This is a genomic window from Neobacillus dielmonensis, from assembly GCF_000612665.1.
GTDB classification, from domain to species: domain Bacteria; phylum Bacillota; class Bacilli; order Bacillales; family Cytobacillaceae; genus Neobacillus; species Neobacillus dielmonensis.
Window position 1 is genome coordinate 102,797 of sequence record NZ_HG942076.1, and the last position, 21,978, is coordinate 124,774.

Consider the following 21,978-nt stretch of genomic DNA (forward strand, 5'->3'; position numbering starts at 1 on the left):
GGGTTTTCCTTTTAGTATGTCCCTGCTCCTAAAAAAAAGGCAGGCTCAGACGCCTGTCTTTTATGATTCTTTTGGGGTGGTTTTAATGCGGAAGGAAAGGATTCCTGCAATGAGTAGGAAGATAAACGCGAAGATATAAAACAATCCGTTTGCGACCAACCCATAAATAGCAATAATAATCAACAAAATACCGCTAATTTTATTAAACTTCCATGCAAGAAACCCTAAGATAATAGCCAATGCAGAAATCCAAAAAACCGTAGCACCGCTGCTGGCCATGTCTTTTTCTCCAAACACCGCCCCGCCTGCTGTGACTAAAAATCCACTAACAATTCCCGATATACCGCCTAGAATCGATAATACAGCAACCCAAGCTTTCATTTTATTACTCCTTTGTTCATTTTTATAAACCTATCCCCAATAAGTTAGCCATTTATTTGCGATGAACTTTACATCTCCTCATTCATTATTTTGCTCTTAATTACCATCATCATGCATTGGTACTTATAGTACAGAGGGACGGCTCTCCTGCTTCAAAATTTGAAGTGGAAGAACCGTCCCTGTGCATCAAGTTTCAGACACGTTATCGATTTGTCCTTGGTCATTGGTAATATTCTCGTTCACTTTGGTATTCATACTGGATGCAGCAGGAGATCCATCCCCCGCTGAGAAATTTGTCCCAAAAAATTTCAAGTTGGATGTGTGGCTATTTTGAACAGTCGCACCGAAATTGATATTGGCGTTTTGGGCCAAACCGTTCACTTGTATATTGGAAATATTAATTTGAAATGACTTTGGTTCACTTTCATTTGCCACTTCTATTCACCTCCAATCGGTCATGGAGCCGTACAATCGGTCGTTTATACATGCTATGTGAAACGCGGGTACGGTTCTTGTGCACCACCCTAGAGATGAACTAGTCAACGCCACCCAAATAAACAAGTGAACGTGCTGGCCACTCCTTATAAACAGGCTCCAAAGGGAACCAGAAGAACCGTCCCTTTGGTCCCCTTGGCACCCAAATCTAGGAATAATGACCCAGGTTATTTTGGATGTTTTGGTAAAAGTTATGGGTAGGGAGGCGGTATGTGGTGCTTTTTAAGAGTAGCCAACGGATGAAGAAGTTGGAATATGGTAAAGGCTCGGAGCCGTGTGCGGTTCTTTCCTCTTCGCTTGATGAGACAACGGCTGGAATTAAGCAGGTTTTAGGTGATAATGATGATTTGGTAATCAAGTCCTTCAAGGTTTTTGGACAGTATGAAGCAGCCATTTTCTATTTTTCTAATTTAGTCAAACAGGATAGTATCAATCATGATATTCTAAAACCTCTTATGTATGTCCCAGATCATTTAAAGGATCGAAACCGGCCGTTAAGCCAGTTAGCCGAACTGATTACCAAAGAAACACTTTACCATAGCCAGGCTCAGCCTGAGCAGAGTATGGAAAAAGTAATCGAGTTCATTTTATGCGGTGAAACCGTGCTGATTATTGACGGTATGGAGGAAGCGATTCACATTGGGACACGCAATGTGGAAAAGCGGTCCATCTCCCAGCCGGAAACCGAGCAAGTTATTTTAGGGCCCCGCGAAGGATTCATTGAAAACATTCAAACCAACCTCGCATTGCTTCGATACCGGCTGCCAACCCCTGACTTCCAAGTCAAAACCATGAAAATCGGACGCCTGACCCAATCCACCGCAGCCTATTGCTATTTAAAGGGCATCGCGGATGAAAATGTCGTACAGGAAGTGGAAAGAAGACTGTCCGAAATCGAGATTGATGCCATCATGGATGTTGGCTATCTCGAACAATTTATCGAGGATAATCCCTTTTCCCCGTTTCCACAAATCCAAAGTACGGAAAGACCGGATAAAACGGTTGCCAATCTGGCCGAAGGCAGAGTGGCCATTTTTGTGGATGGGTCCCCTTTTGCCTTGCTTGTCCCTGTCGTTTTCAACCAATTTTATCAAACAACAGAAGATTATTCGTCCCGGTTTATGATGGGCAGCTTTGTCCGAATGGCCCGAATGCTGGCGCTTGTGTTTTCGCTGATTTTCCCTGCGCTTTATGTCTCGTTCATCTCGTTCAATCCCGAATTGCTGCCAACCGAATTTGCTATTGCCGTTGCCGGAGGCCGGGCCGGTGTTCCCTACCCAGCCGTCGTCGAAGTATTGATTATTGAAGTGGCCATGGAGGTCTTAAGGGAAGCCACCGTCCGATTGCCGAAGCAGGTCGGCGGCGCCTTATCGATTGTCGGGGTTTTAGTGGTCGGACAGGCCGCAGTTGAGGCCGGTTTGGCAAGTCCCATCACCGTTGTCGCCATTGCCCTTACGACCATTGGCTCCTTTGCGACTCCTGCCTATTCCGCGGCATTTGCGCTCCGGATGCTGCGGTTTCCGATCATGATTCTGGCCGGTATTTTTGGCTTATATGGGGTTGTTATCGGCATCATCTTTATTTTTAACCACATGCTGTCGCTGAAATCATTCGGAGTGCCGTATATGGCGCCGGTCTCCCCAGAGAACTACCAGGGGATGAAAGATGTGGTTTTCCGTGCCCCATTGTGGCTAATGCCTAGAAGACCGGCATTTCTCAACTCCAGAAATCGCAGACGATTAAGCCAAAGTAACAAGCGGAACGGTTTTGATCATGAATAGCGGAAAGTACAAGTTAGAAAGGATACAAGGAATGGAGGATGCGAGTAATGGAGAATACAAGACCAATCACAACCTATCAAGCCGCTGCGATTTTAATTAGTACCATTATTGGCGTGGGTGTCCTCCCGCTGCCCCTGTTTGCCGTACAAGCAGGTGACACGGGAGCACCCCTTGTCACCCTTCTAGGTATGGTTTTAGGGGCGATTGGGCTATTCATCCTTACCTTTTTGGGGATTCGCCATCCCGAAAAGACCATCATTACCTATAGCGAAGACATCATCGGAAAGGTACTCGGCAGGATTTGCAGCCTATTTGTCATCCTATTTTTCTTTGTGTTAACCGGGCTTGCTGCCCGTGAATTCGGTGAGGTAGTGGTGACCGGCGTTTTACAGGAAACCCCGTTAGAGGTCACTGTCATCGTCATGCTTTTGCTCGCCTGTATCAGCTGCCGCAATGCGATCAATGTATTTTCTTACATTCACAATTTTTATCTTCCGATGCTAGTAGCCCCAGTTTTAATCGTAGTCGCCTTATCGTTAAAAAATGCGGATCCGTTATATTTACGCCCGATCATCGGCACCAATCTTCCCCATATGTTATTTGGGACCTTAACCATTTCCGCACTGTTTCAAGGTTCGTTTATTATAACGATGATTATTCCTTTTATGAAAAATCCCAAAAAGGCGATAAAGGCAAGCCTGTTTGGGATATCCATCTCGGGTGGATTGTATTTATTACTGGTGATTGCGACAGTAGCAGTTTTTGGAGCAGAAGAGATAAAGCAAATTTTTTGGCCGACGCTGGAATTGGCGAGAACAACAGCGTTGCCTGGAAATGTCCTGCAGCGGCTGGATGTCATCTTCCTAGCCGTTTGGGTGACTGCCGTATTTACTACGTTATTCTCGAGCTATTATTTTACGATTTATTCGATCCAACAATTGCTGCACCTTCAGGACCATAAGATGCTATCTTGCTCTATTTTCCCGTTCGTGTTTATTTCTGCGATGCTGCCACAAAATCTGATCCAAATGTATGAGTTTATTAAGTTTGTGGGCAGAGTAGGCTTGCTGATTACCATTTTGTACCCCGGAATACTGCTAATTATTGATTTTATTAAGAATAGGAGGCGGAAAGAAAATGCGTCGCAACAAACGTAACCTAGTACTTCTGCTGCTTTTCGTCCTCCTCCTCCCATTGCTTTCCGGGTGCTGGGACGCAATGGAAATGGAACGCCGTGCCAACATATTGGCCATTGGCATTGACGAAGCGAGTGAAAAGGAGCAGGAGAAGGATGGAGAGGTAGCTCATTTAAAAAAAAGTTTTCAGATGCCAAACCAGAAATTGATTAAGGTAACGGCTCAGATTGCGATTCCGGGTCGGATTCCCCTTGGGCCTGACCAAGGAGGCGACCAAAAGCCCGTATTGGTCATGAGTGTCGTCGGCCATACACTGGAGGATGCTTTGCTGAATCTTCAGCAGCAAGTGGCGGACGAGCTGTTTCTCGGACATTTACGAATTATTGTGTTAAATGAAAACGTGGCGAAGCAGGGAACAAAACGGCTCAATGATTTTCTCAGGCGCAATCCAGAAATTCGCAGAACGGCGGCTCTGGTCGTGTCAAAAGAAGCTGCCTCCAAATATATGAAGCTGGCGCCTGATTTGGACCGAGTTCCCTCCCTGTATTTGGCCGATATGGTCGATAATTTATCTTCTTTAGGGAGGTTCCCGCCTAGTTTTATCGGACTATTTTGGACAATTTATTCCAGTAAAGGGCAGGAAGCCTACCTTCCGTATTTAACCATAAAGCAAAAGGACATCATCGAACTAAAAGGGCTTGCCTATTTTAAGGGAGATAAAATGGTAGGCAAAACATCACCGCTTGAAATCGGCGTGTTTATGGCAGTAAAAGGAGATAGCAAAGGCGGGTACGGCGCTTTTGTACATGTTCCTGGCACCGATCAAATGGTCATGGTCCAAGTAAGGAGCCGGAAAACCAAAACCAAGATTGAACTCAAAAACGGACGCCCTCATGTCAGGCTTAAGGTCCGCTATGAATGTGAAATCGATGAAAAGGAAAGTCCAAAAGTGAAAATCAACGACTCAAAAGTGTTGAAGAGTATTGAAAAAGAAACAGCCAAAGACATGAGGATGTCGATTGAAAAATTAATTGCCACCACACAAAACGCTGGCTCTGATGTTTTTGGTTTTGGAGAACACTTTCGGGCCAAGCTGCCACGGTATTGGAACCGAAACATCAAAACAAAAGAAAATTGGGAAGCTGCCTATCAACAGCTCACCTACGATGTGAAAGTAGATACCTTTATTCACCGCGTCGGCATGAAAGCAAAATAACAACAGAAGGATGATGATTCGTTTGAATATCGGCTATATGATGTACGCCATCATACTATTCGGCCTATCCGGCCTCATACTCCTGCTAACAGACGTCAAAAAATACAAAAAAGACGGCCTGAAAAAAGAACAAAAAGTCTCACGTCTCCTTGGCTGGATGAACATCATGATCGGAACCGGATTACTCGCCTTCAATTGGATCTATCAGAACTTCGTCTGGTGACCACCACGGGACCACGGGGACCACGGGGACGGTTCTTCCGGTTCCATTGGGATCACAGGGTCAGTTCTTCCGGTTCCATGAAACACGGGGACGGTTCTTGCGCTTCAAACTTGCAGCGTAAGATCCATCCTCGCACTACTTGTCTGGCTAAATTAAAAAACGTTTCTAAAACGAAGCAGGAGAACCGTCCCCCTGCTTCACCCCGTTTATTTCAGAGCATTAAGTGCGATCTTGGCAGCTTCTGCGATAAGCGCGTTGTCATAGGCGGCATTTTGGGTATCGCGGCTGGATAGAACGGCTATGACAATCGGGGCTCGGTTTGGCGGCCACACAACCGCGATGTCATTCCGTGTTCCATAGCTTCCTGCTCCACTCTTATCTGCGACCTCCCAGTCAGTTGGTGCACCGGCACGAATTAAGGCATCTCCGGTGGCATTTCCCTGCATCCAATCTGTCAGCAGCGCCCGTTTTCCAGCAGGGAGCACGTCATCTACAGCGAAAGCCTCGAGGCTGGCAGCAAGGGCTTTTGGTGTGCTGGTATCTCGTTTATCGCCAGGAATAGCTGCGTTCAATTCAGTCTCATAGCGATCAGCCATAGTCGTATGATCGCCAATCTGTCTCAATGCTGCTTCAAATCCCTCAGGGCCTCCCAATTTTTTCAATAAAAGGTTCCCTGCAGTGTTGTCACTATATCGGACAGCCGCATCGATTACTTCCCGAAGCGTCATTCCGGTATCTACGTGAAGCTCCGTGACAGGTGAATACGAAACGATGTCCTCGCTGTTGTAGGTAACTAATTCGTCGAGTTGGTCCATGGAGGATTGCTGCAGCAATGCACCTGCGGCTAAAGCCTTGTAAGTAGATGCATAAGCGAACCGCTCATTCGGCCGATAAGAGACGGTCCGATTGGTACCTGTATCGATCGCGTAGACTCCGAGCCGTGCGTCAAATTGGCTCTCGAGGTTGGCAAACTCACGGTTTAATTGAGATACTGGTGTCTTCTTGACTGCCTTTTCGGGCTTGTCGGAAAGGTTTTGGGCAGCCTTTGACCAGCCGGCGAGCGGCACAATGGCAAGCATTAGCACAAGCAAGGCAACGATAAAATGATTCAAACTGAAATAATGATGTGATTTTCTCAAGATTTTAACCTCTTTCTATTTATAATTGATGTCTGAGTCAGTCATAATGTTTTAATCCAAACTAATCGGCGCTAAGTTTAAAATGCCGGGCAAATTGTTCTCCTTTCTCCAATACTGATAGTTACAGCCCTAATACCACGCATGTAGTATTAAGGCGCGTATATAATACTACATTCGTAGTAATTAGCTGTCAATTATTTTGTATTTGGCTGTCCTTGCTCAGTATCGTCAAAATAGGCCCGAAACACCCGCTGGCTGATAACATTAGCTGCACTGTGCGGCTGGGCGTAACCATCACGGTAGGCATTTGGCACAATAACAGCAATAGCAATCTTGGGATCATCGAATGGAGCATAACCAGCAAACGAAAGATTCCAAGTCTTCACCCCCTTTTTATAAGATTCCGAAGTCCCGGTTTTTCCTGCCGCATCATAAGGTTCATTTTTAAAAAATCCTCTCGCTGTTCCTTGTGAACCATGGGTCACCAGCCAAAAACCCTGCTGAACCCGCTTCAGCATTTCCTCACTCATATCCACCCGATTCAGCACCACTGGTTCGATTTCATCCATTACGTTTCCCGACTCATCTCCATCCGGATTGGGCTCACGGATTTCTCTCACCAATTGGGGCTTCATGCGATAGCCGCCATTGGCAATGGTGGTGATATACTGGGCAATCTGCATCGGCGTATACGTGTCCAGTTGTCCAATGGCAATTTGAAAATACGTGCTGGCATTGATTCCTTTTATTCCAGCCGTCTCATTGGTAAAACCAATACCAGTCGGCACGCCCAAACCGAATTGGTTGAAATAATAGCGGATCGTTTCGATTTTTTTCGGATTGATATTCAAGGTGCCATTAGGGACATACTTGCCCCCCATCATTTCAATTGCGGTTTTCCACATATAAACATTGGATGAACGTTCCAATGCCTCTAATTCATTAATTCTATTCATGACCGTATAAGAAGAAAAGGTCCCTGATCCCTTAAAATGCATGACTTCATCCAATTCGGTCTCCCCGAAATCCCTAACACCGGTTTGGTATCCGGCTAATACGGTAGCACCTTTGACGACGGACCCCTGTTCAAAGGCGTACGTAAAGGTTCCCGGGGTAAAATCAGTAAAGTCTCCGGACTCCCGGTTATACACTTTTCCTGACATCGCCAGAATCCGGCCGGTTTTCGGCTCCATGGCCACAACAAAGGCCGTATCAAGGGTATCGGTATGCGGCTTTTGAATCGCTTGGACTAACTCCTCCTGCATGATTTTTTCTACCTGGGCCTGAAATTCCATATCAATGGTCAGAACCAGGTCCTTGCCGCTCTGCCCTTCTGAAACTGTCTCTGTCCTCACCACATTTCCACTTTGGTCGGTCACCGTTTTCACTTTTTCCTTTTCGCCCCGCAGGACGCTGTCATAAAGCTCTTCAATATAGCTTTTTCCGACGCGGTCATTCAATTCATACCCTTTCGCCGTATAGTAGGATGCTTTTTCTGCCGGCAGGCCTTCATCGGCACTCGTTACCTCCCCAAGCATATTCCAAAATGTATCCCCGTATGTACGGCCCCTCTTCCAATCGGTTGTAACATCCAATCCTGGCAGGTTTTCCAGATTGGCATTAACCCTCGCATATTCTTCGTCGGTTACATTTTCATTTTTGACCATCGTCGGGGTTAAAGCGATGGCGGTCGATAGTTTCCGGTAGATGGCTGCCAGGTTTTTGTCCATTGTCTGGAGATCACTCTCTGTAATGCGGTCCAATTTTAATTGATATAAATCCTTGTCGGTCAGTTTTTCCTGTTTATATAATTTCTCCTCCTTGTTAGTAATTAAATCCGTACCATTCTTATGTTCCAGCAGCCAGATATCCTTCAAATCCCGATCGGTTACTTTATTGATTTCTTTTTCGTTCATGACAAGAAAGGTATTTAGTTTCTTGGCCAATTTAAGCAGCTCATCAGGCTGCGGATTTTTCGGCGGTGTATAGACAATCGCCTTTTCCGGGATATTATAGACGACTAACCGATCATTGGTGTCGTATATTTTTCCGCGCGGGACGGAATAGCTGACCGGTGTCACATCCGTCTTCTTGGCTTGGGCCGCAAAGGCTTCTCCTTTTAAAATTTGAATAAACCCAAGACGAAGAATTAACAGTGAGAAAAGTGCAAACACCAGGAAAAACAGACTATTCAATCTCCAGCGAATCTTACCTTTTACAATCTTTTCTTTTTTCTGCAAAAATATCAGCCCTTTCCAATTGGGAGGTTTGTATGAAAAGCGAATTCTAATATACTACAAATGTAGTATTTGAGACTGAAAACGCCCAAAAAGGGAGGTTCATCCTTTCTGGGACTATTCTTTAATAAATTTGTTTATCATGCAGGATTTGCTTGGCAATCTCCGCAGCCTTGCTTCCTTGGGCCTGCCCATCCTGATTTTGAATATTGACGGCAAAATAGTAGCGGCTATCACCCTTTGTGACAAAGCCAACAAACCAGCCATTTACATTTTTTCCATTGATCATGCCGGTTCCCGTTTTTCCATATAATTGCCGATTGTTTTGCTCAGCAATGAAGATGGCTTGTTTAACCGCTTGAATATGTTCCGGTTTAAAGCCAAACTGATTTTTTTCAAATGCAGTTAATAGCTGTACCTGTTCAATCGGCGATATTTTTAACGAGGATTCCATCCAGTAGCCATCCAGCTTCCCTGACAAGTCCTCATTTCCGTATTTTATCTTATGGAAGTACTCCTGCAGCCTGTTTCTCCCTATCTCCCGGTCGGTATTTTGGAAGTACCAATTGACCGAACGGCTGATGGCAGTGGATAGCGTTTGATTTTGGTTCCATTCTGGAATCGGGTGAACGGTTCCGTCCCAGTTCTGTTTATTGCTAGTTGGAGAAATCACATTAGATTCCAGTGCGAATAGAGCTGCATAAATTTTATAGGTGCTGTCAGGTGAAACCCTCTGTTCACTCATCTCCCGATTATAAATCTGATATTGGTTTTTAGTGGCATCATATAAAACAAAGCTGCCGTTGCAGCCATCAAAATAGGAGCTTAAATCTTCATAGACTGCATTTTTGCCGCTAAAATGATACACATCATCATGACTGGCAATAACAGATGTAACCGGGGAAACCACTAGCACAACGATTCCTAAAATGGCACAAATGATTTTGCTTTTCCACTTCAATAAGGAAGAATCGCATGCGAAGCTGGCAATGCGTTGGATTCTCTCCTTGATTTGTGTTTTGGTCCCGCCAATTCCCGGGGCAAACTGTTCATAGGCCTGGTTGGTTTTTCGATCGGCAAACCGAATAATCGTATGCCCATACTCGATACAGCCGCTCTCATCCAAGAGATGGAGCACTGAAGCATCACAAGCCAATTCCCGATCGATTCGCATTCTTTTAATGGCATACCAGACGAACGGGTTAAACCAATATAGGATCCGTAATAGCCACATACCGTAGTTAACGAACACATCTCTGCTTTTATGATGATGCAGTTCGTGCAAAAATACATATTTTAATTCATTTAACGAGAATTCCCTTCTCGTTTTGCTTGGTAAAAAAATATAGGGCCGGAAAATACCCAACGTGATCGGTGAGGTTATATGGGAAGTCTCTCGCAGCCTGATGCTTCTGTTCACTCCAACAATCTGTTTACACGTTTCTAACAGTTCACTTATTTGTGGATTCGTAACCACGGCAGCTGATTTTTTGATTTGATAGATTTGATAGTTAGCAAAAACCGCTGCCCCTACAAAAAGAACCACTCCCATGACCCAAACTGCAAAAAGGATATGATAGACAAAATCTGGCGTTTGATTCACCGATACTGTGAAATCGTGCAATAAATCACTGTTGGGTGCCTGCGAGGCATCCCATCCGGTCAACGTTTCACTTTTCACTGCTCCGTCTTGATGAAAGAACAGCAGGCTTTTCAAATAGCGGGTTCCTTCTCCAAGGTGAGAATAAGTCCAAGGTAGGATGGAAGCCAGGATGGGAAAGAACAGAACATACCAAATATGGTATTGGGATTTCACCGTCATATGGTTAATCAATAGCTTTTTTGTCAATAGAACCAAGAATATGAGGAGGGATACCACGATTGTACTTATTAAAACTCGCAGCAAAATGGTATCCATTATTTCTCTCCTTCTTTCTTTTCCCTCATGGACAAGATTTTCTTTAATTCCGATATATCTTCATTGGATAATTGATCATTTTCAATAAAATTTAACACCATCGAATGGATCGTGCCGCCAAAAAACTGCTGCAAAAAGGACTTACTTTTTTGCTCCACATACTCGTGCTTTTCAACCAATGAGGTATAAATAAACGCCCGGCCCGCTTTTCTGGCCTGCAACGCCTTCTTCTTGACCAGCCGTGACAGCAAAGTATGAATGGTATTCGGCTTCCAATCACTCTCCTTCGCCAACCTCTCCACCACCTCAGGCGTCGAAATCGGCTCATACTCCCACACAACCTTCATCACCTCATACTCAGCCTCTGAAATCTGCGGAATCTCCCTCATAATAGCCCTCCTGCTCTTACAACTGTAGTATTTATTATAACACAAATGAAGCCAAGGAGACCACAGGGACCACAGGGACAGTTCTCATGGTATCCAAGGAAGCCACCAGAACCGTCCCCTTGGCGCCCTTGGAGTGCAAAAGAAGATCTAAAGGTCTAATATAGAAATGCAGGATTGGTCACGGCATGACCTGGACACCTTTATAGTAGCGAGCCAATTTTTAATGAAAAAGGAGGAGTACGAAATGTTTAAGAGCAGCACAGTAACGATCGTAGTAGATGATTTAAAAAAAGCAGAAAAGTTTTACGTGGAAACCCTGGGATTACCTGTTCAATTCAAAGTGGAAGGGCATTTGGTGCAGGTCGAAGCATCAGGGTTGGCCATAGGACTGGTTCACCCTCGTGAAGGACAAGATTCCCATCCGGGAAAATCAGGGAGCGTTCATATTGGCTTGGAAGTACAAGAAATCGATGCAGCAATCGAGTCACTAAAATCACGTGGGGTAGAATTCCAGCCAATCATGGAAGAAGAAGCAACCCGAATCGCTTACTTTAGTGACCCAGAAGGGAATCCCCTTTACTTGATTGAGTTAAAGTAGTGGGAACCACAGGGACCACAGGGACGGTTCTACTGGCGTCTGGGTCGCCCCTTGGCCAAATAGTAGCCATTAGAACCGTCCCCCTGGAGTCCATTCCACAATGATATGTAGTCTTCTAATTTTTTGGTTACGTATTGTAGATAGAAAGATACCATGGTGTATGGATCGGCGATATCTTTTACGTCATAGCGATTTAATGGTTGGATATGGTTTTTCCATTTTGTTAGGTCGTGAAGGATCAAAGGGATGTCGTTATGGTTTTTGACTTTTTCCGGGTCCATGATCCGGTTCGGAAATAAGGGAACATTCCACTTTGATACTTCTGAAACGACTACTTCCAGTTTTTCAAGTGCTTGTTTGACTTCCGTCTGGTGCTCTTCAAAAATGGAATAGAAATCCTTTTCGACTTCTTCCCATTGATCCCCCCAGCTTAACCGAGCAAAATAATAACCATTCATTAACTGAATCTCTTTCCATGGATACAAAACGTCCCATTCTTTCGCATGTTCTTTCGGAACATAAGGAACAATTAAATTCACCAAATTTTCGATCCCCAGCTGATAAAACAGCTCGATATCTTCATGAATTCGGTTAAATAATGGCGGGAACAAATCGCCAAGCATAAAATGATCACTATAATACTCAAAGACGGTTAACTCTCTTTGCTTCATAGTGGCTGCATCGCGCCATTTTTGTAAGGCATTCATGGGTCGTGCTTCATTTGTGAAGGATTGTTGATAATTTCTGCCCCAATAAGCAAATAACGTATTCACCGATGATGAGCTTTCCACCTCTTCCGTTAACTCTAACATTTTCCACGAAAGGCCGGCATTATAAGCGATATGTTCCACTTGTATATGTGGAAGCTGCTTTTGGATCTGTTCCGTAAACGCCATATAACGAGCTAAAAAAGGCTGGTCATCCTCGATCCCAATATCAGCCGGCCATAATGATATTCTTTCAATCGAACTTGTTTCAGCACAATACTCACTTATGGTGTGAATCATCCTGTCCTTCCAAGTATCATCTGCAAAGTTGATCTGTGTTTTTTCCGAAACAGAAGATTCCTTCAATAAATAGTGCATACTATGTCCGCCCAAAGTGATAGATAATCCACGTTTGGTTATCTCTTTTTCCACGATAGGCTTCACTTTATCCCATAACATAAAAGTAAAGAATAGTTCATTCACATAATGCTTGGCTGCCCAGTCAATTAGCTGGACAAGAAAATCAGGATCATCATAGTTCTCAACAACCAAACCTCTTCGCTTCATTTTTCCTTTATGGATAATAGGAACAATTTGTTGGTCATCAAAGCTAACTTTTTCTTTTGAAAAAAAATGAACCCACTTATACCCAAACCATTGTTTACAAACAGCATACACACCAAAAAGCACGGAACGGGGATTAGAACCAACAATATAAATCTCTTTTTCTTCCTGGATGACTTGAAAAGCATCATCTTGAAGTATAGGTTGTTCAATGAGTCCTTTATCAAAAAAATCTTGACCCATCCCTAATACAAACACATAATCGATGGGCTGCGGTACCCTTTCGGCATATTTGTGCAGCTCCTCTTTCGCAAATCGAATAGGTGCTTGATCATTTAAAATAGTACATTTTATGGCAGACATCTAGACAACTCCTTACTCGACCTTTACATCAATCTAGCAGCGACTGATCCAATTCCTTCAATAGTAGCCCCGACAAGATAATCGCATTCGTCCAACCGCTTTCTATGACATACGCTCCCCAGCCGGTATCACCATTGTTGCCAAAATACTCACCACGATCTAGGTGAAAAGAACGCATCCAGCCACCCTCAAATTCACGTCTTGGTGAAGAAATTTGAATGGAAGCGACAAATTGAACAATTTTTTCATGAAAATCTATGAAACTAGGATTAAGTGTGGCTTTCACTGCTTCCCACGCATTTACACATAAGAAATTATTGGTATATAACTGATCCGCAATGCCTTCGTGATTCAACCGAAAAACACCCGTATCTTCCGTGCCATAGCGTTCGGGATCTGGATTATCGGCTTCCTCAACTCCACCGAGTGGATGTTGATGTTGGGACAAATAATCCATCACTTCCTCTAACCCGTTACGGATAACTTCATCTTTTGTTATCGAATAAACCTGGGCCAATGATAATAAAAATCGGCTATACCCGGCTGTTTTGCTATACATGAACTTCAGTTTCTGTTTATTTTCCAACAACGTTAACGTGCCCTTATAGGCTGCCTGCAAAAATGCTTCATCCTTTGAAACCAAATAGGCTTGCAGGAAGGCAGCATGAACTATCGCTTCGAAATGAGGATTCATGCTCGCTTCCGTTGAATTCCGAAAATAGGATGTTCCTTTTTCCACTAGCTCTCTTTCTCGGATACATTCCGGACGCAGTCCATTTTTATTTTGCGTGTTTAATAGGGCATATGCCGTTAGCAGACCTCTTTTTTTATATTCCTCATTCCCTGTTTTTCGATAAAGATATAATAAAACAAGCGCCACCCAGCTATTATCATCTGAAAAGATTTGATCTGGCTTACTCCTTGGGCTCTGAAACCACTTCCAAAAACCATATGTAACCGAATGAGGATCATCATCCTGATACCCCGCATCAAACAAATAGTTTAGTAAACGTTCCGACATGTTCTTCCACTCAAGATTCTTGGAATATTCTCCATACAAGTGAAACAGTAATGCGGTATGGGCATGACAATCAGGTCGTAAATCTTCGCTGATATTCCCTCGAATCGAGTGAACATTTTCATAAACGCCAAGGCTTCCATCCTCACTCGGCAAAATACCAGATTGTAAAAACCAATTCACACCTTTTTCAATGGTTTTTCCCATATCGGTACCTTCCGAAGTTTGAATAACATGAACCATTTGCTTTAATGGCAAACCATAATCCTTTTTCAGCCATTTCACCACATCATTCCACAGCCAGTTCGGGCGCAATGTCCACTTTTGTTGATTGCCTAAAAAGGAAAAAGTAGAAAAAACCGCCTTCCCTTCCCCATGATGTTTTACAAGGATTCCTGGATATTCCCCTTCCTCTTCTGCCTGATGCGTTTCTTTAAAATGACCAATATCGATTAATCGTTCCGTATCAAATGGTAACCCGGTTAAAAAAGGCCCTTGCCATTCGAGCAGCTGGCCTTTTTGACAATAGAGATTGTCGCTGGCAATAACTAATTTCTCCAGACGACGATTGGTCACAGCGAAATCTTGCTTGAATCCAAACAGCCGGGATGTAGGGAAATCCTCACAATTTATAAGTTCCCCGTACAGTGTCCCGCCTTGCTCTACAAATTCCCACAGTTTTTCTATTATGTCATAAGGCAATTTCAATGGTCTCCCGTTGTCATTGCCATTGATGATAACAAACTCATACTGTAATAGATTTTTATCGATTAACTCCTCGGGATGGGAAAAATGGTCTGTGAAGTTCACAAACTGTTCCATTTGCTTGCTTTTGTCAACCAGAGCGATCAAGCCATCCACTCCATTCTTAAACTTTATGAATCTTTGGCCATTCCAATTCAATGCCTGCTGCTGTCAACTGGGACTGGAAATCCTTTAAAATTGGTGCTTGATTTCTCACCTCAGAGGGAATGATTTTTTTATCAATGCAATAAGAAGCTAAATGTCCTGCCGCTTCACCGATATTCCACTCCACAGGATGAAGCCGGTAACAGCCATTGGTCAAATGGGTGGTTCCAATATTTTTACTCGCAGGCAGTAAATTCCGCACTCGTACGGGAATCAAACTGCCGAGCGGAATTTGAAAGGGATGGGCAGCGATATCAATGTAACTATTCATTCCTGTACTTGGATGCAGATCCAAACGATAACAGCCAATTCCTACACTATCTTCAAAAAACGTGGCTGTATCCTTCCCATCGACTTCCCCACTAATATGCTGCTCTTTCACGGTGAATTCTGCTTGAATTCGCCTGGATTCCCGTATATAGGGATACATAGCCAAACCATCCTCCGTACCCAGAACATCTTTCCTTAACCGAAGTCCAGGATAGCCAGTGCCGCCATCTGGCCGAGGGGCTTCGGTCTGCATCCAATAAAGTAAAGATAAGCTTAATTGTTTCGCATTATATAGATGCTTTTCTCTTTCTTCATCCGGTACATCTATAATCGGCCCCAGCCAATAATCATTTTGCGGCCAATTGACAATGGTCACGTCACTTTGAAAAGTCCCCGGGGCAAAATTGGTTTGATCAATAATTCGGCGATAATTCCATAATGAAAAACGATTGGGTTCATAAAAAAAGGAATATTCAATTGGCTCCAATGTATGGGGAACAAGTCCCCACCAGCTCAATTGTTTGGTTGGCCAAAATGGCGCCTGATAGTCCTTCCAAAACTCATATTGAGCAGGTTTTTCGATGGTATGGTCTTCCCCTTCGAGATAATCCATCGCAAAACAATAAGTAAAAGCCTGCATATTAAAGGGTTCTGCCTCCCCATTAACCGCGTGGTCTTCACCTGTTTCTGCCTGTGACTCGGCTCCAATGACATATTCCACATTGGCAAGTGGCAATACATCTCCAGTTTCCGTTGCATCCAAATAGTACTTTCCCGTTAAAAACAGTGAATCTCCAGTTAATACACTGCACACCGTAAGGCCAAGTACATCGTCATTTTCTGTTTCTGCCTGACTTATTTTGTATCCCAATAAAATGGTGAGCTTGCCGCTGCTCAAATAAGGAGCAAACAAATCATACAGAACACGCAATGATACTCTTGGTTCATGACTAATACTGCTTACGATCGCATTACCAGGATTAAATGGAGGGTTGTTCTCTTGGCTATGATTCACTGGATAGTTAGCAAAATAATAGTCTCTAATTTTTCTTCGGAATGTTCGGTAATTTCTCGTCGCACCGAAACTTTCGATCCATGGATGTTCATCGGGCGGCACTCCTTGATTGGTAATCTGACCGCCAATCCAATTTGTTTCTTCTGTTAAAAGTACTGTTTTTCCAGTTTGCAGTGCAGCAAGTGCCGCCGCACATCCGCCAAGACTGCCGCCAATAATGACCAGATCTGCAGATCGTTCTTGTGAAGCCGTCAATTTATTCACCCCTTCATTTTCAGGACGCCTGTAAAAGCAATCAAGGAACTATTATTTAAGTTTTACAGGCGTCTTCTTTTCATGAGACTGATAGGCTGCAAGTGCAACTTCAACCGCTTTCATACCGGAATGGCCTGTAGCCAGAGGCGCTCTTCCTTCTCTAATACTGTTAACAAAGTCTTCGATTAGTCCTGCGTCCATATCGTCGCCCCAGCCAATCCACTGGACACCATCGGAATCAGAATATAAATCAATCTTTTGGGAAAAAGCGTCTACCTTTAGCGTTCCATTGGTTCCGATAATCTCGAGTGTGACATCGCCCCATGTCGGATAAGAACGATTCCTAGACCAGCTGCAATCTAATGTAGCAAACATCCCATTGGTAAATTCCATGGTAATAATGCCACAATCATCAATTGGTTGATTGGTATACACACTGCCAATTTCAGCGTAAACCTCATTTACTTCGGCGCCTGTGAACCATCTGATAATATCGACCACATGGACGGTATGATCAAGAACCGCTCCACCGCCAGATTTTGCTTTGTCAATAAACCAGCCGCCAGGGTTCGTTCCACGGTTTGTTCCTTTGATGGCCAAAATTTCGCCGAGCACGCCCTGATCAATCATCTCTTTAGCCTGTTGAATCGGCGTGTTAAACCGAACAGGAAAAGCGGTTCCTAACAACACTTGGTTTTCTTCACAAACGGTGATCATTTCTTCCATATCGGCTAGATTGGTCGCCAATGGTTTTTCACAGAGTACATGTTTGCCAGCCTTGGCGGCAGCCACCACATGTTGATGATGGAAACTGTTTTCTGAGGTAACGATTACGGCATCAATATCGGTTTGTAGCAAATCTTGATAATTTTTAAAATAGGCTGTGTCAAAAAGCTGAGAAGCCTGTTTGCCTCTCTCTTCGTTATCATCGGCGATTCCTGCTAGCGTGACACCTTCCATTGCTTTCAATACGGATGCATAACTATTGGCATGCATATGGGCAAAACTGATGATGCCAATTTTCATAGCAGAACGCCCCCTTCACGGCCCAACGATACTGGTAAGCCGGTTTTTAATGATTGAAGTGCAGCTACTGAAATTTCCATGGCTTTATAAGCATCTTCCGCTGAGACAATCGGCGTTGCATTTGTTTTTAAACAGGTTAAGAAATGCTCCAGTTCAATCGTATAAGGTGTTTTTTTCAAAGGACTTTGGGGAACGGCTACACCGCCGCTGCTCTTTGCTTTCGATTGTTTCATAGAAAGAAGCACAGGCTCTTCTTTTAAGCTATCATATTCAATGATGCCGGTTTTTCCGGCAAATTCAAATTGTGTCGAAAAAGTCTGATGGGCCCAGGTTCCCTCCACATGGGCAATCACCCCAGATTGAAAGACTAACGTAACCAGAGCATAATCAAGGTGTTCGATGTTTCGTTCAGCAAGACCTTTCGCAAATACGCGGTCCACTTCTCCAAAGTTCCAGCGCAAATAATCAAAATCATGGATCATTAAGTCAAGGATGACCCCGCCGCTTTTCGTATGGTCTGCATACCAATCACTCCAGCCTGCAGGAAATTCTCCTCCCCGTCTTGTACGAACGACCCCAATCTCGCCAATCGTTTCATTGGCAATCAACTCGTGTACTTTTGCATATTGCGGGAAAAACCGCACCACATGACCAACAAATAATTTCACCTGTTTTGCTTCACAGTAATCAATCATTTCTCGTGCGTCTTCCAATGTATAAGCCAAAGGTTTTTCGCAGATGACATGGATTCCATAATCAGCCGCTTTCATCACATATTCTTTATGCAAATAAGTAGGAACACAAATATCGATGACATCAATATGTTCCAGGGTGTTTACGGCTTCGTCCAAGGTTTGAAAAAGCTTTGTATCATGCTGACCAATGATTTGTTCCGCTTGTTCTTTTCTCAAATCGACAATTCCTGCTAAATGAACATCTTCCATAGAATAATAGGAAGCAGCATGTTCCATTCCCATTGTTCCTGCACCAATCAATAAAATTTCTTGCATATGATTAGCCCCTCTTTCTCAGCCTATTTATATTTCCATCCAGCCATTTGCGATGACTTTTTTATACCAGTAGTAGCTTTCCTTTTTCTTTCGCTCCAATGTTTGAAAGTCTACATAAACAAGACCAAACCGTTTTCCATAGCCTTCTGCCCATTCAAAATTATCGAGTAACGACCATGCCAGATAGCCGATAATCGGGATTCCCGATTCAATCGCTCGGCTTACCGCTGTTAAATGCTGTTGGTAATATTTTACTCGGTTTTGGTCCATCACTTTTCCATTCACCAGTTCGTCCCTACAGCATGCCCCGTTTTCTGTAATAAATAAGGGAATAGGTCCATAGCGTTCGGCAAGATAATGAAACACCTTATAGAGACCGTCTGCATAGATCGGCCATTCGATATAGGTTTGGTCATAATCGATTTCAATGTTTTCAATATCCAATAATCCAGTGTCTTTTTTATAACGAGCAACGTTTCCGGAATAATAGTTGACTCCGATGAAATCAATCGGCTGCTGAATGATTTCCATGTCACCCTCTTCGACATGGAGCTCGGCCCCTTTGTTTTTAAACCACTCAACCAAGTATGGAGGATATTCCCCTTTGAAAATCGGGTCGAGAAACCAGTCAATATTATGACCAATCTCCCTCCTGCAAGCCTCCATGTCTTCCGGTTTCTGGCTAAATGGTTCCCTCCAGGTTGTATTCGTGGCGGTACCGATTTGACCTTCTATCCCCAAATCCCTAAATAACTTGACTGCTCTTCCATGTGCTAAAACTAAATGATGCGATACATCAACGGCTAGCTGCAGGTCTGTAAATCCGGGTGCATGAACACCTTGATAATTTGATAAAAAGGCCGCACATAATGGCTCATTAATTGTTTGCCAATATTTCACTTTTCCATTAAATTCGCTAAAAATCGTTTCCGCATACTGACTAAAAGCATCAACCGTGTCTCGATTTGCCCAGCCGCCTTGATCCTGCAGACTCTGCGGGAGATCCCAATGATACAGGGTAAGCATTGGTTCGATTCCTTTTTCCACTAATCTATCAACCAGTTTATGATAATAGTTCAACCCTTTAGGATTGAGTTCTCCTGTTCCGTTCGGATAAATCCTTGGCCAGGAAACAGAAAAACGATACACCTTCGCCCCTAATTGGTCTAATAAATCAATATCCTCTGGATAACGATGATAGCTATCACATGCGACATCGCCGTTATCTCCATTTTTCACATTTCCTGGAGTATGGGAAAAGGTATCCCATATCGATAGACTTCTCCCATCCTCGAATGCCGCACCTTCTACCTGATAGGCAGCTGTAGCCGTTCCCCACTTCATATCTTTTGGAAACTGAATAATTGGCATCTGTTTGCCCTCCTAAAGGATATTGCCTGCTGTAGCAATCCGGTGGTAGAAGTGGTTGCCTAAAGAGCCTTCAGCGATTCCATTGGGTCCATCATGCACCAGCCGCTCTGCTTCCAACTCTTCTATGATGGCGATTTGATTTTCTATCCATTGGTGAATTCGCCATTGTGCCGTTTCCATCCGGGCGATTGCTCCGCCATAGCGAAGCTCCAATACTTCCCAGCCAAATGGTTTATATAAGGAAAACCATACGTCCCTATGCTTGTGCCGTAGAACCCCGACCTCTTTGGTCAGTTGTTTCACTTCTTCCAAAAGAGAGGCCATTTTTTCTTTATCCTTAAGATCATAGGCAGCCTTTAACTGGATGCCCATTTCTGCTTTTACACTTAAAACACGAGCTAATTGTTCGTAGAACTCAAATAAAGATCGTGCGTTAGGGTTTCTATCTTTGGCAGCATGTAAAAGGGGAACAAGTTTTTGATAATGCTCATTCATGTTTAGTCCACGAATATTTTCATCAAATAATCCAAGCAGTAAATCCTGCCACAACAGAAACTTTGAAGCATTGGACGAGCGTAAATTATTTTTCATAACGCCCGGGGTTTCATCTAATTGGTTGAATAGAAGAAAATCATCTAACTGATTGCCCGTACTGAAATGGAATCGTTCTGCTAAATGAGCTTTGTTCACTGTTTGATGGTAAGTGTGTTCAGCAAACAACTGAATGACAGGCAATGCAGTAGTAAGTGGGGTTTCTGCTCCATTATCTCCCCATAGTGTAGTGAAAACTTCTTGGATGCCTTCTTTTTTGCATGCCGTTAAAGCCGCTTCCGTCGTCGCAAACGCTCTTCCATAGTTGGGTGATATCCCATTCCATGTCCAGGCACCGCCAGCAAAAACAGTCTCTCTTCCCAATTGTTTATGCTTCTCAAAATAAGTGCGATAAAATGCCTCGTCTTCATGATAGTAGTCCCAATAAACAAGCTGAACATTTTCTGGTATGGAATCAATTGCTTCCTGAGGAATATTGACTTCCGAATCATAATATTCCCCATCCTTAGAGCCCAATCGGAAGTACATATCGCTCCAAATCATCGGTTTCAAACCATGCTGCTCGGCAATGGACACCACTTGGCTTAAGTGCTGGTTCATAATCTCAAATCGATTTTGATAGCCATTTTGATCTAAATAACGTCCTAGTCCAAGCTGATGGGCTTCATCCATTCCAATATGAATTCGTTTCGATTTAAATGGCCTTGAAGCAGCCTCAATCATACTTTCAATAAACTGATAGGTTTTCGGTTCACCGACTAGTAAAATATCAGCGGTGTCTCTTATGTTGGCAGCATAGCCCCATTTCAATGCCATCGTTAAATGGGCCAGGGTTTGAATGCAGGGGATCATTTCAATTCCAAAGCGATCCGCATATTCGTCACATGTTTTCAGTTCGGATTCGGTATACCTACCACGCATATAGCCGAAATACGGATAATCCGGAACTTCATAGGTATCTTCTGTGTACAGCATGACGACGTTTAATCCCATAATGGCCATTTTCCTAAGCAGCCCTTTTACTTCATCCACTTTTAATACAGCATTTCGAGAAGCATCCAGCATCACACCACTGGTTTGAAATTGAGGCTGTTCTGTCAGTTCAAATTCGCCAAGCTTTGTGTATTTCTCTACCCATAAACCAATCGCACGAAAAAAGTGAATTTTATCCTGATAGAAAATCTCGCCTTTACCGTCTTTGTTGCGAACCTGGATAGGACCGACCCGTTGCGTGACTGAAATCGGGTATCCCGTTTCTGTTAATTGTATGTTCAATTCTTCCGATAAAGATTGTAAACCCATCAATATGGAATTCGTTTCACCCAATAAATGAATTTGCATTTGTACTACCTCATTTCACGTGTAAATATGACCCATTGTATCGATACAATGGGTCAACTTATTT

At 43.6% G+C, this 21,978-nt stretch carries 18 protein-coding genes; 5 read left to right on the forward strand and 13 right to left on the reverse strand.

Annotated elements, in window-relative coordinates; all coding sequences use genetic code 11:
• Window positions 1–60 precede the first annotated feature (60 nt).
• On the reverse strand, window positions 61–381 hold the full coding sequence (locus BN2425_RS17115; RefSeq protein ID WP_042461988.1) for a hypothetical protein: 321 nt from the start codon (window positions 379–381) through the stop codon (window positions 61–63).
• A gap of 186 nt (window positions 382–567) precedes the next feature.
• Window positions 568–816 carry a spore germination protein gene (locus BN2425_RS17120; RefSeq protein ID WP_042461990.1) on the reverse strand — a complete coding sequence of 83 codons (249 nt, stop codon included), beginning with the start codon at window positions 814–816 and terminating at the stop codon, window positions 568–570.
• A gap of 299 nt (window positions 817–1,115) precedes the next feature.
• Between BN2425_RS17120 and BN2425_RS17125 the strand changes: the two genes are divergently transcribed.
• The 4 genes from BN2425_RS17125 to BN2425_RS17140 are packed head-to-tail and all read left to right on the forward strand — an operon-like array spanning window position 1,116 to window position 5,232.
• Window positions 1,116–2,657 carry a spore germination protein gene (locus BN2425_RS17125; RefSeq protein ID WP_042462269.1) on the forward strand — a complete coding sequence of 514 codons (1,542 nt, stop codon included), beginning with the start codon at window positions 1,116–1,118 and terminating at the stop codon, window positions 2,655–2,657.
• Between the two features lie 47 nt (window positions 2,658–2,704).
• Entirely contained in the window at window positions 2,705–3,814 is a 1,110-nt protein-coding gene (locus BN2425_RS17130) for a GerAB/ArcD/ProY family transporter (RefSeq protein ID WP_042461992.1), read from the forward strand.
• Window positions 3,795–5,009 (forward strand): Ger(x)C family spore germination protein, encoded by a 1,215-nt coding sequence (locus BN2425_RS17135; protein WP_042461994.1) that lies wholly within the window; start codon window positions 3,795–3,797, stop codon window positions 5,007–5,009. The genes BN2425_RS17130 and BN2425_RS17135 overlap by 20 nt, the downstream gene beginning before the upstream one ends.
• Before the next feature lie 22 nt (window positions 5,010–5,031).
• Entirely contained in the window at window positions 5,032–5,232 is a 201-nt protein-coding gene (locus BN2425_RS17140; RefSeq protein ID WP_042461996.1) for a CLC_0170 family protein, read from the forward strand.
• Between the two features lie 206 nt (window positions 5,233–5,438).
• Here BN2425_RS17140 and bla read toward each other — a convergent pair whose 3' ends face one another.
• The 4 genes from bla to BN2425_RS17160 form a co-directional block, all read right to left on the reverse strand.
• Window positions 5,439–6,311 (reverse strand): class A beta-lactamase, encoded by an 873-nt coding sequence (bla, locus tag BN2425_RS17145; protein WP_074433083.1) that lies wholly within the window; start codon window positions 6,309–6,311, stop codon window positions 5,439–5,441.
• A gap of 254 nt (window positions 6,312–6,565) precedes the next feature.
• Window positions 6,566–8,611 carry a peptidoglycan D,D-transpeptidase FtsI family protein gene (locus BN2425_RS17150; RefSeq protein ID WP_042462000.1) on the reverse strand — a complete coding sequence of 682 codons (2,046 nt, stop codon included), beginning with the start codon at window positions 8,609–8,611 and terminating at the stop codon, window positions 6,566–6,568.
• Between the two features lie 121 nt (window positions 8,612–8,732).
• On the reverse strand, window positions 8,733–10,526 hold the full coding sequence (locus tag BN2425_RS17155; RefSeq protein WP_042462002.1) for a BlaR1 family beta-lactam sensor/signal transducer: 1,794 nt from the start codon (window positions 10,524–10,526) through the stop codon (window positions 8,733–8,735).
• Complete coding sequence (locus tag BN2425_RS17160; protein WP_042462004.1) at window positions 10,526–10,915, reverse strand: BlaI/MecI/CopY family transcriptional regulator; 390 nt, start codon at window positions 10,913–10,915, stop codon at window positions 10,526–10,528. Before BN2425_RS17160 ends, BN2425_RS17155 begins: the two co-directional genes overlap by 1 nt.
• A 244-nt stretch (window positions 10,916–11,159) precedes the next feature.
• Here BN2425_RS17160 and BN2425_RS17165 point away from each other — a divergent pair, with 244 nt between their 5' ends.
• Window positions 11,160–11,513 (forward strand): VOC family protein, encoded by a 354-nt coding sequence (locus BN2425_RS17165; RefSeq protein ID WP_042462006.1) that lies wholly within the window; start codon window positions 11,160–11,162, stop codon window positions 11,511–11,513.
• Between the two features lie 29 nt (window positions 11,514–11,542).
• Here the strand turns inward: BN2425_RS17165 and BN2425_RS17170 are convergent, their stop codons facing one another.
• From BN2425_RS17170 to BN2425_RS17200, 7 genes are read right to left on the reverse strand one after another with little or no spacing between them, the layout of a single operon-like run.
• Window positions 11,543–13,147, reverse strand: a complete 1,605-nt coding sequence (locus tag BN2425_RS17170; RefSeq protein WP_042462008.1) for a hypothetical protein — start codon at window positions 13,145–13,147, stop codon at window positions 11,543–11,545.
• Window positions 13,148–13,175: 28 nt separating this feature from the next.
• Window positions 13,176–15,017, reverse strand: a complete 1,842-nt coding sequence (locus tag BN2425_RS17175) for a glycoside hydrolase family protein (RefSeq protein ID WP_042462009.1) — start codon at window positions 15,015–15,017, stop codon at window positions 13,176–13,178.
• A 16-nt stretch (window positions 15,018–15,033) separates the two neighbouring features.
• Window positions 15,034–16,614 (reverse strand): FAD-dependent oxidoreductase, encoded by a 1,581-nt coding sequence (locus tag BN2425_RS17180; protein WP_042462011.1) that lies wholly within the window; start codon window positions 16,612–16,614, stop codon window positions 15,034–15,036.
• A gap of 51 nt (window positions 16,615–16,665) precedes the next feature.
• On the reverse strand, window positions 16,666–17,640 hold the full coding sequence (locus BN2425_RS17185) for a Gfo/Idh/MocA family protein (RefSeq protein ID WP_042462013.1): 975 nt from the start codon (window positions 17,638–17,640) through the stop codon (window positions 16,666–16,668).
• On the reverse strand, window positions 17,637–18,650 hold the full coding sequence (locus BN2425_RS17190; protein WP_042462015.1) for a Gfo/Idh/MocA family protein: 1,014 nt from the start codon (window positions 18,648–18,650) through the stop codon (window positions 17,637–17,639). The genes BN2425_RS17185 and BN2425_RS17190 overlap by 4 nt, the downstream gene beginning before the upstream one ends.
• 27 nt (window positions 18,651–18,677) lie before the next feature.
• Window positions 18,678–20,021: a GH1 family beta-glucosidase gene (locus tag BN2425_RS17195; RefSeq protein ID WP_042462017.1), complete on the reverse strand. Its 1,344-nt coding sequence runs from the start codon at window positions 20,019–20,021 to the stop codon at window positions 18,678–18,680.
• 12 nt (window positions 20,022–20,033) lie between these two features.
• Window positions 20,034–21,914, reverse strand: coding sequence for a beta-N-acetylhexosaminidase (locus BN2425_RS17200; protein WP_042462018.1), 1,881 nt, complete (start codon window positions 21,912–21,914; stop codon window positions 20,034–20,036).
• Window positions 21,915–21,978 lie beyond the last annotated feature (64 nt).

Excerpts from the sequence above, each read along its gene's own strand:
- BN2425_RS17115 (WP_042461988.1), bottom strand. The coding sequence starts at position 381 with ATGAAAGCTTGGGTTGCTGTATTATCGATTCTAGGCGGTATATCGGGA.
- BN2425_RS17125 (WP_042462269.1), top strand. The coding sequence starts at position 1,116 with ATGAAGAAGTTGGAATATGGTAAAGGCTCGGAGCCGTGTGCGGTTCTT.
- BN2425_RS17130 (WP_042461992.1), top strand. The coding sequence starts at position 2,705 with ATGGAGAATACAAGACCAATCACAACCTATCAAGCCGCTGCGATTTTA.
- BN2425_RS17135 (WP_042461994.1), top strand. The coding sequence starts at position 3,795 with ATGCGTCGCAACAAACGTAACCTAGTACTTCTGCTGCTTTTCGTCCTC.
- bla (WP_074433083.1), bottom strand. The coding sequence starts at position 6,311 with ATGCTTGCCATTGTGCCGCTCGCCGGCTGGTCAAAGGCTGCCCAAAAC.
- BN2425_RS17155 (WP_042462002.1), bottom strand. The coding sequence starts at position 10,526 with ATGGATACCATTTTGCTGCGAGTTTTAATAAGTACAATCGTGGTATCC.
- BN2425_RS17160 (WP_042462004.1), bottom strand. The coding sequence starts at position 10,915 with ATGAGGGAGATTCCGCAGATTTCAGAGGCTGAGTATGAGGTGATGAAG.
- BN2425_RS17165 (WP_042462006.1), top strand. The coding sequence starts at position 11,160 with ATGTTTAAGAGCAGCACAGTAACGATCGTAGTAGATGATTTAAAAAAA.
- BN2425_RS17170 (WP_042462008.1), bottom strand. The coding sequence starts at position 13,147 with ATGTCTGCCATAAAATGTACTATTTTAAATGATCAAGCACCTATTCGA.
- BN2425_RS17185 (WP_042462013.1), bottom strand. The coding sequence starts at position 17,640 with ATGAAAATTGGCATCATCAGTTTTGCCCATATGCATGCCAATAGTTAT.
- BN2425_RS17190 (WP_042462015.1), bottom strand. The coding sequence starts at position 18,650 with ATGCAAGAAATTTTATTGATTGGTGCAGGAACAATGGGAATGGAACAT.
- BN2425_RS17195 (WP_042462017.1), bottom strand. The coding sequence starts at position 20,021 with ATGCCAATTATTCAGTTTCCAAAAGATATGAAGTGGGGAACGGCTACA.
- BN2425_RS17200 (WP_042462018.1), bottom strand. The coding sequence starts at position 21,914 with ATGCAAATTCATTTATTGGGTGAAACGAATTCCATATTGATGGGTTTA.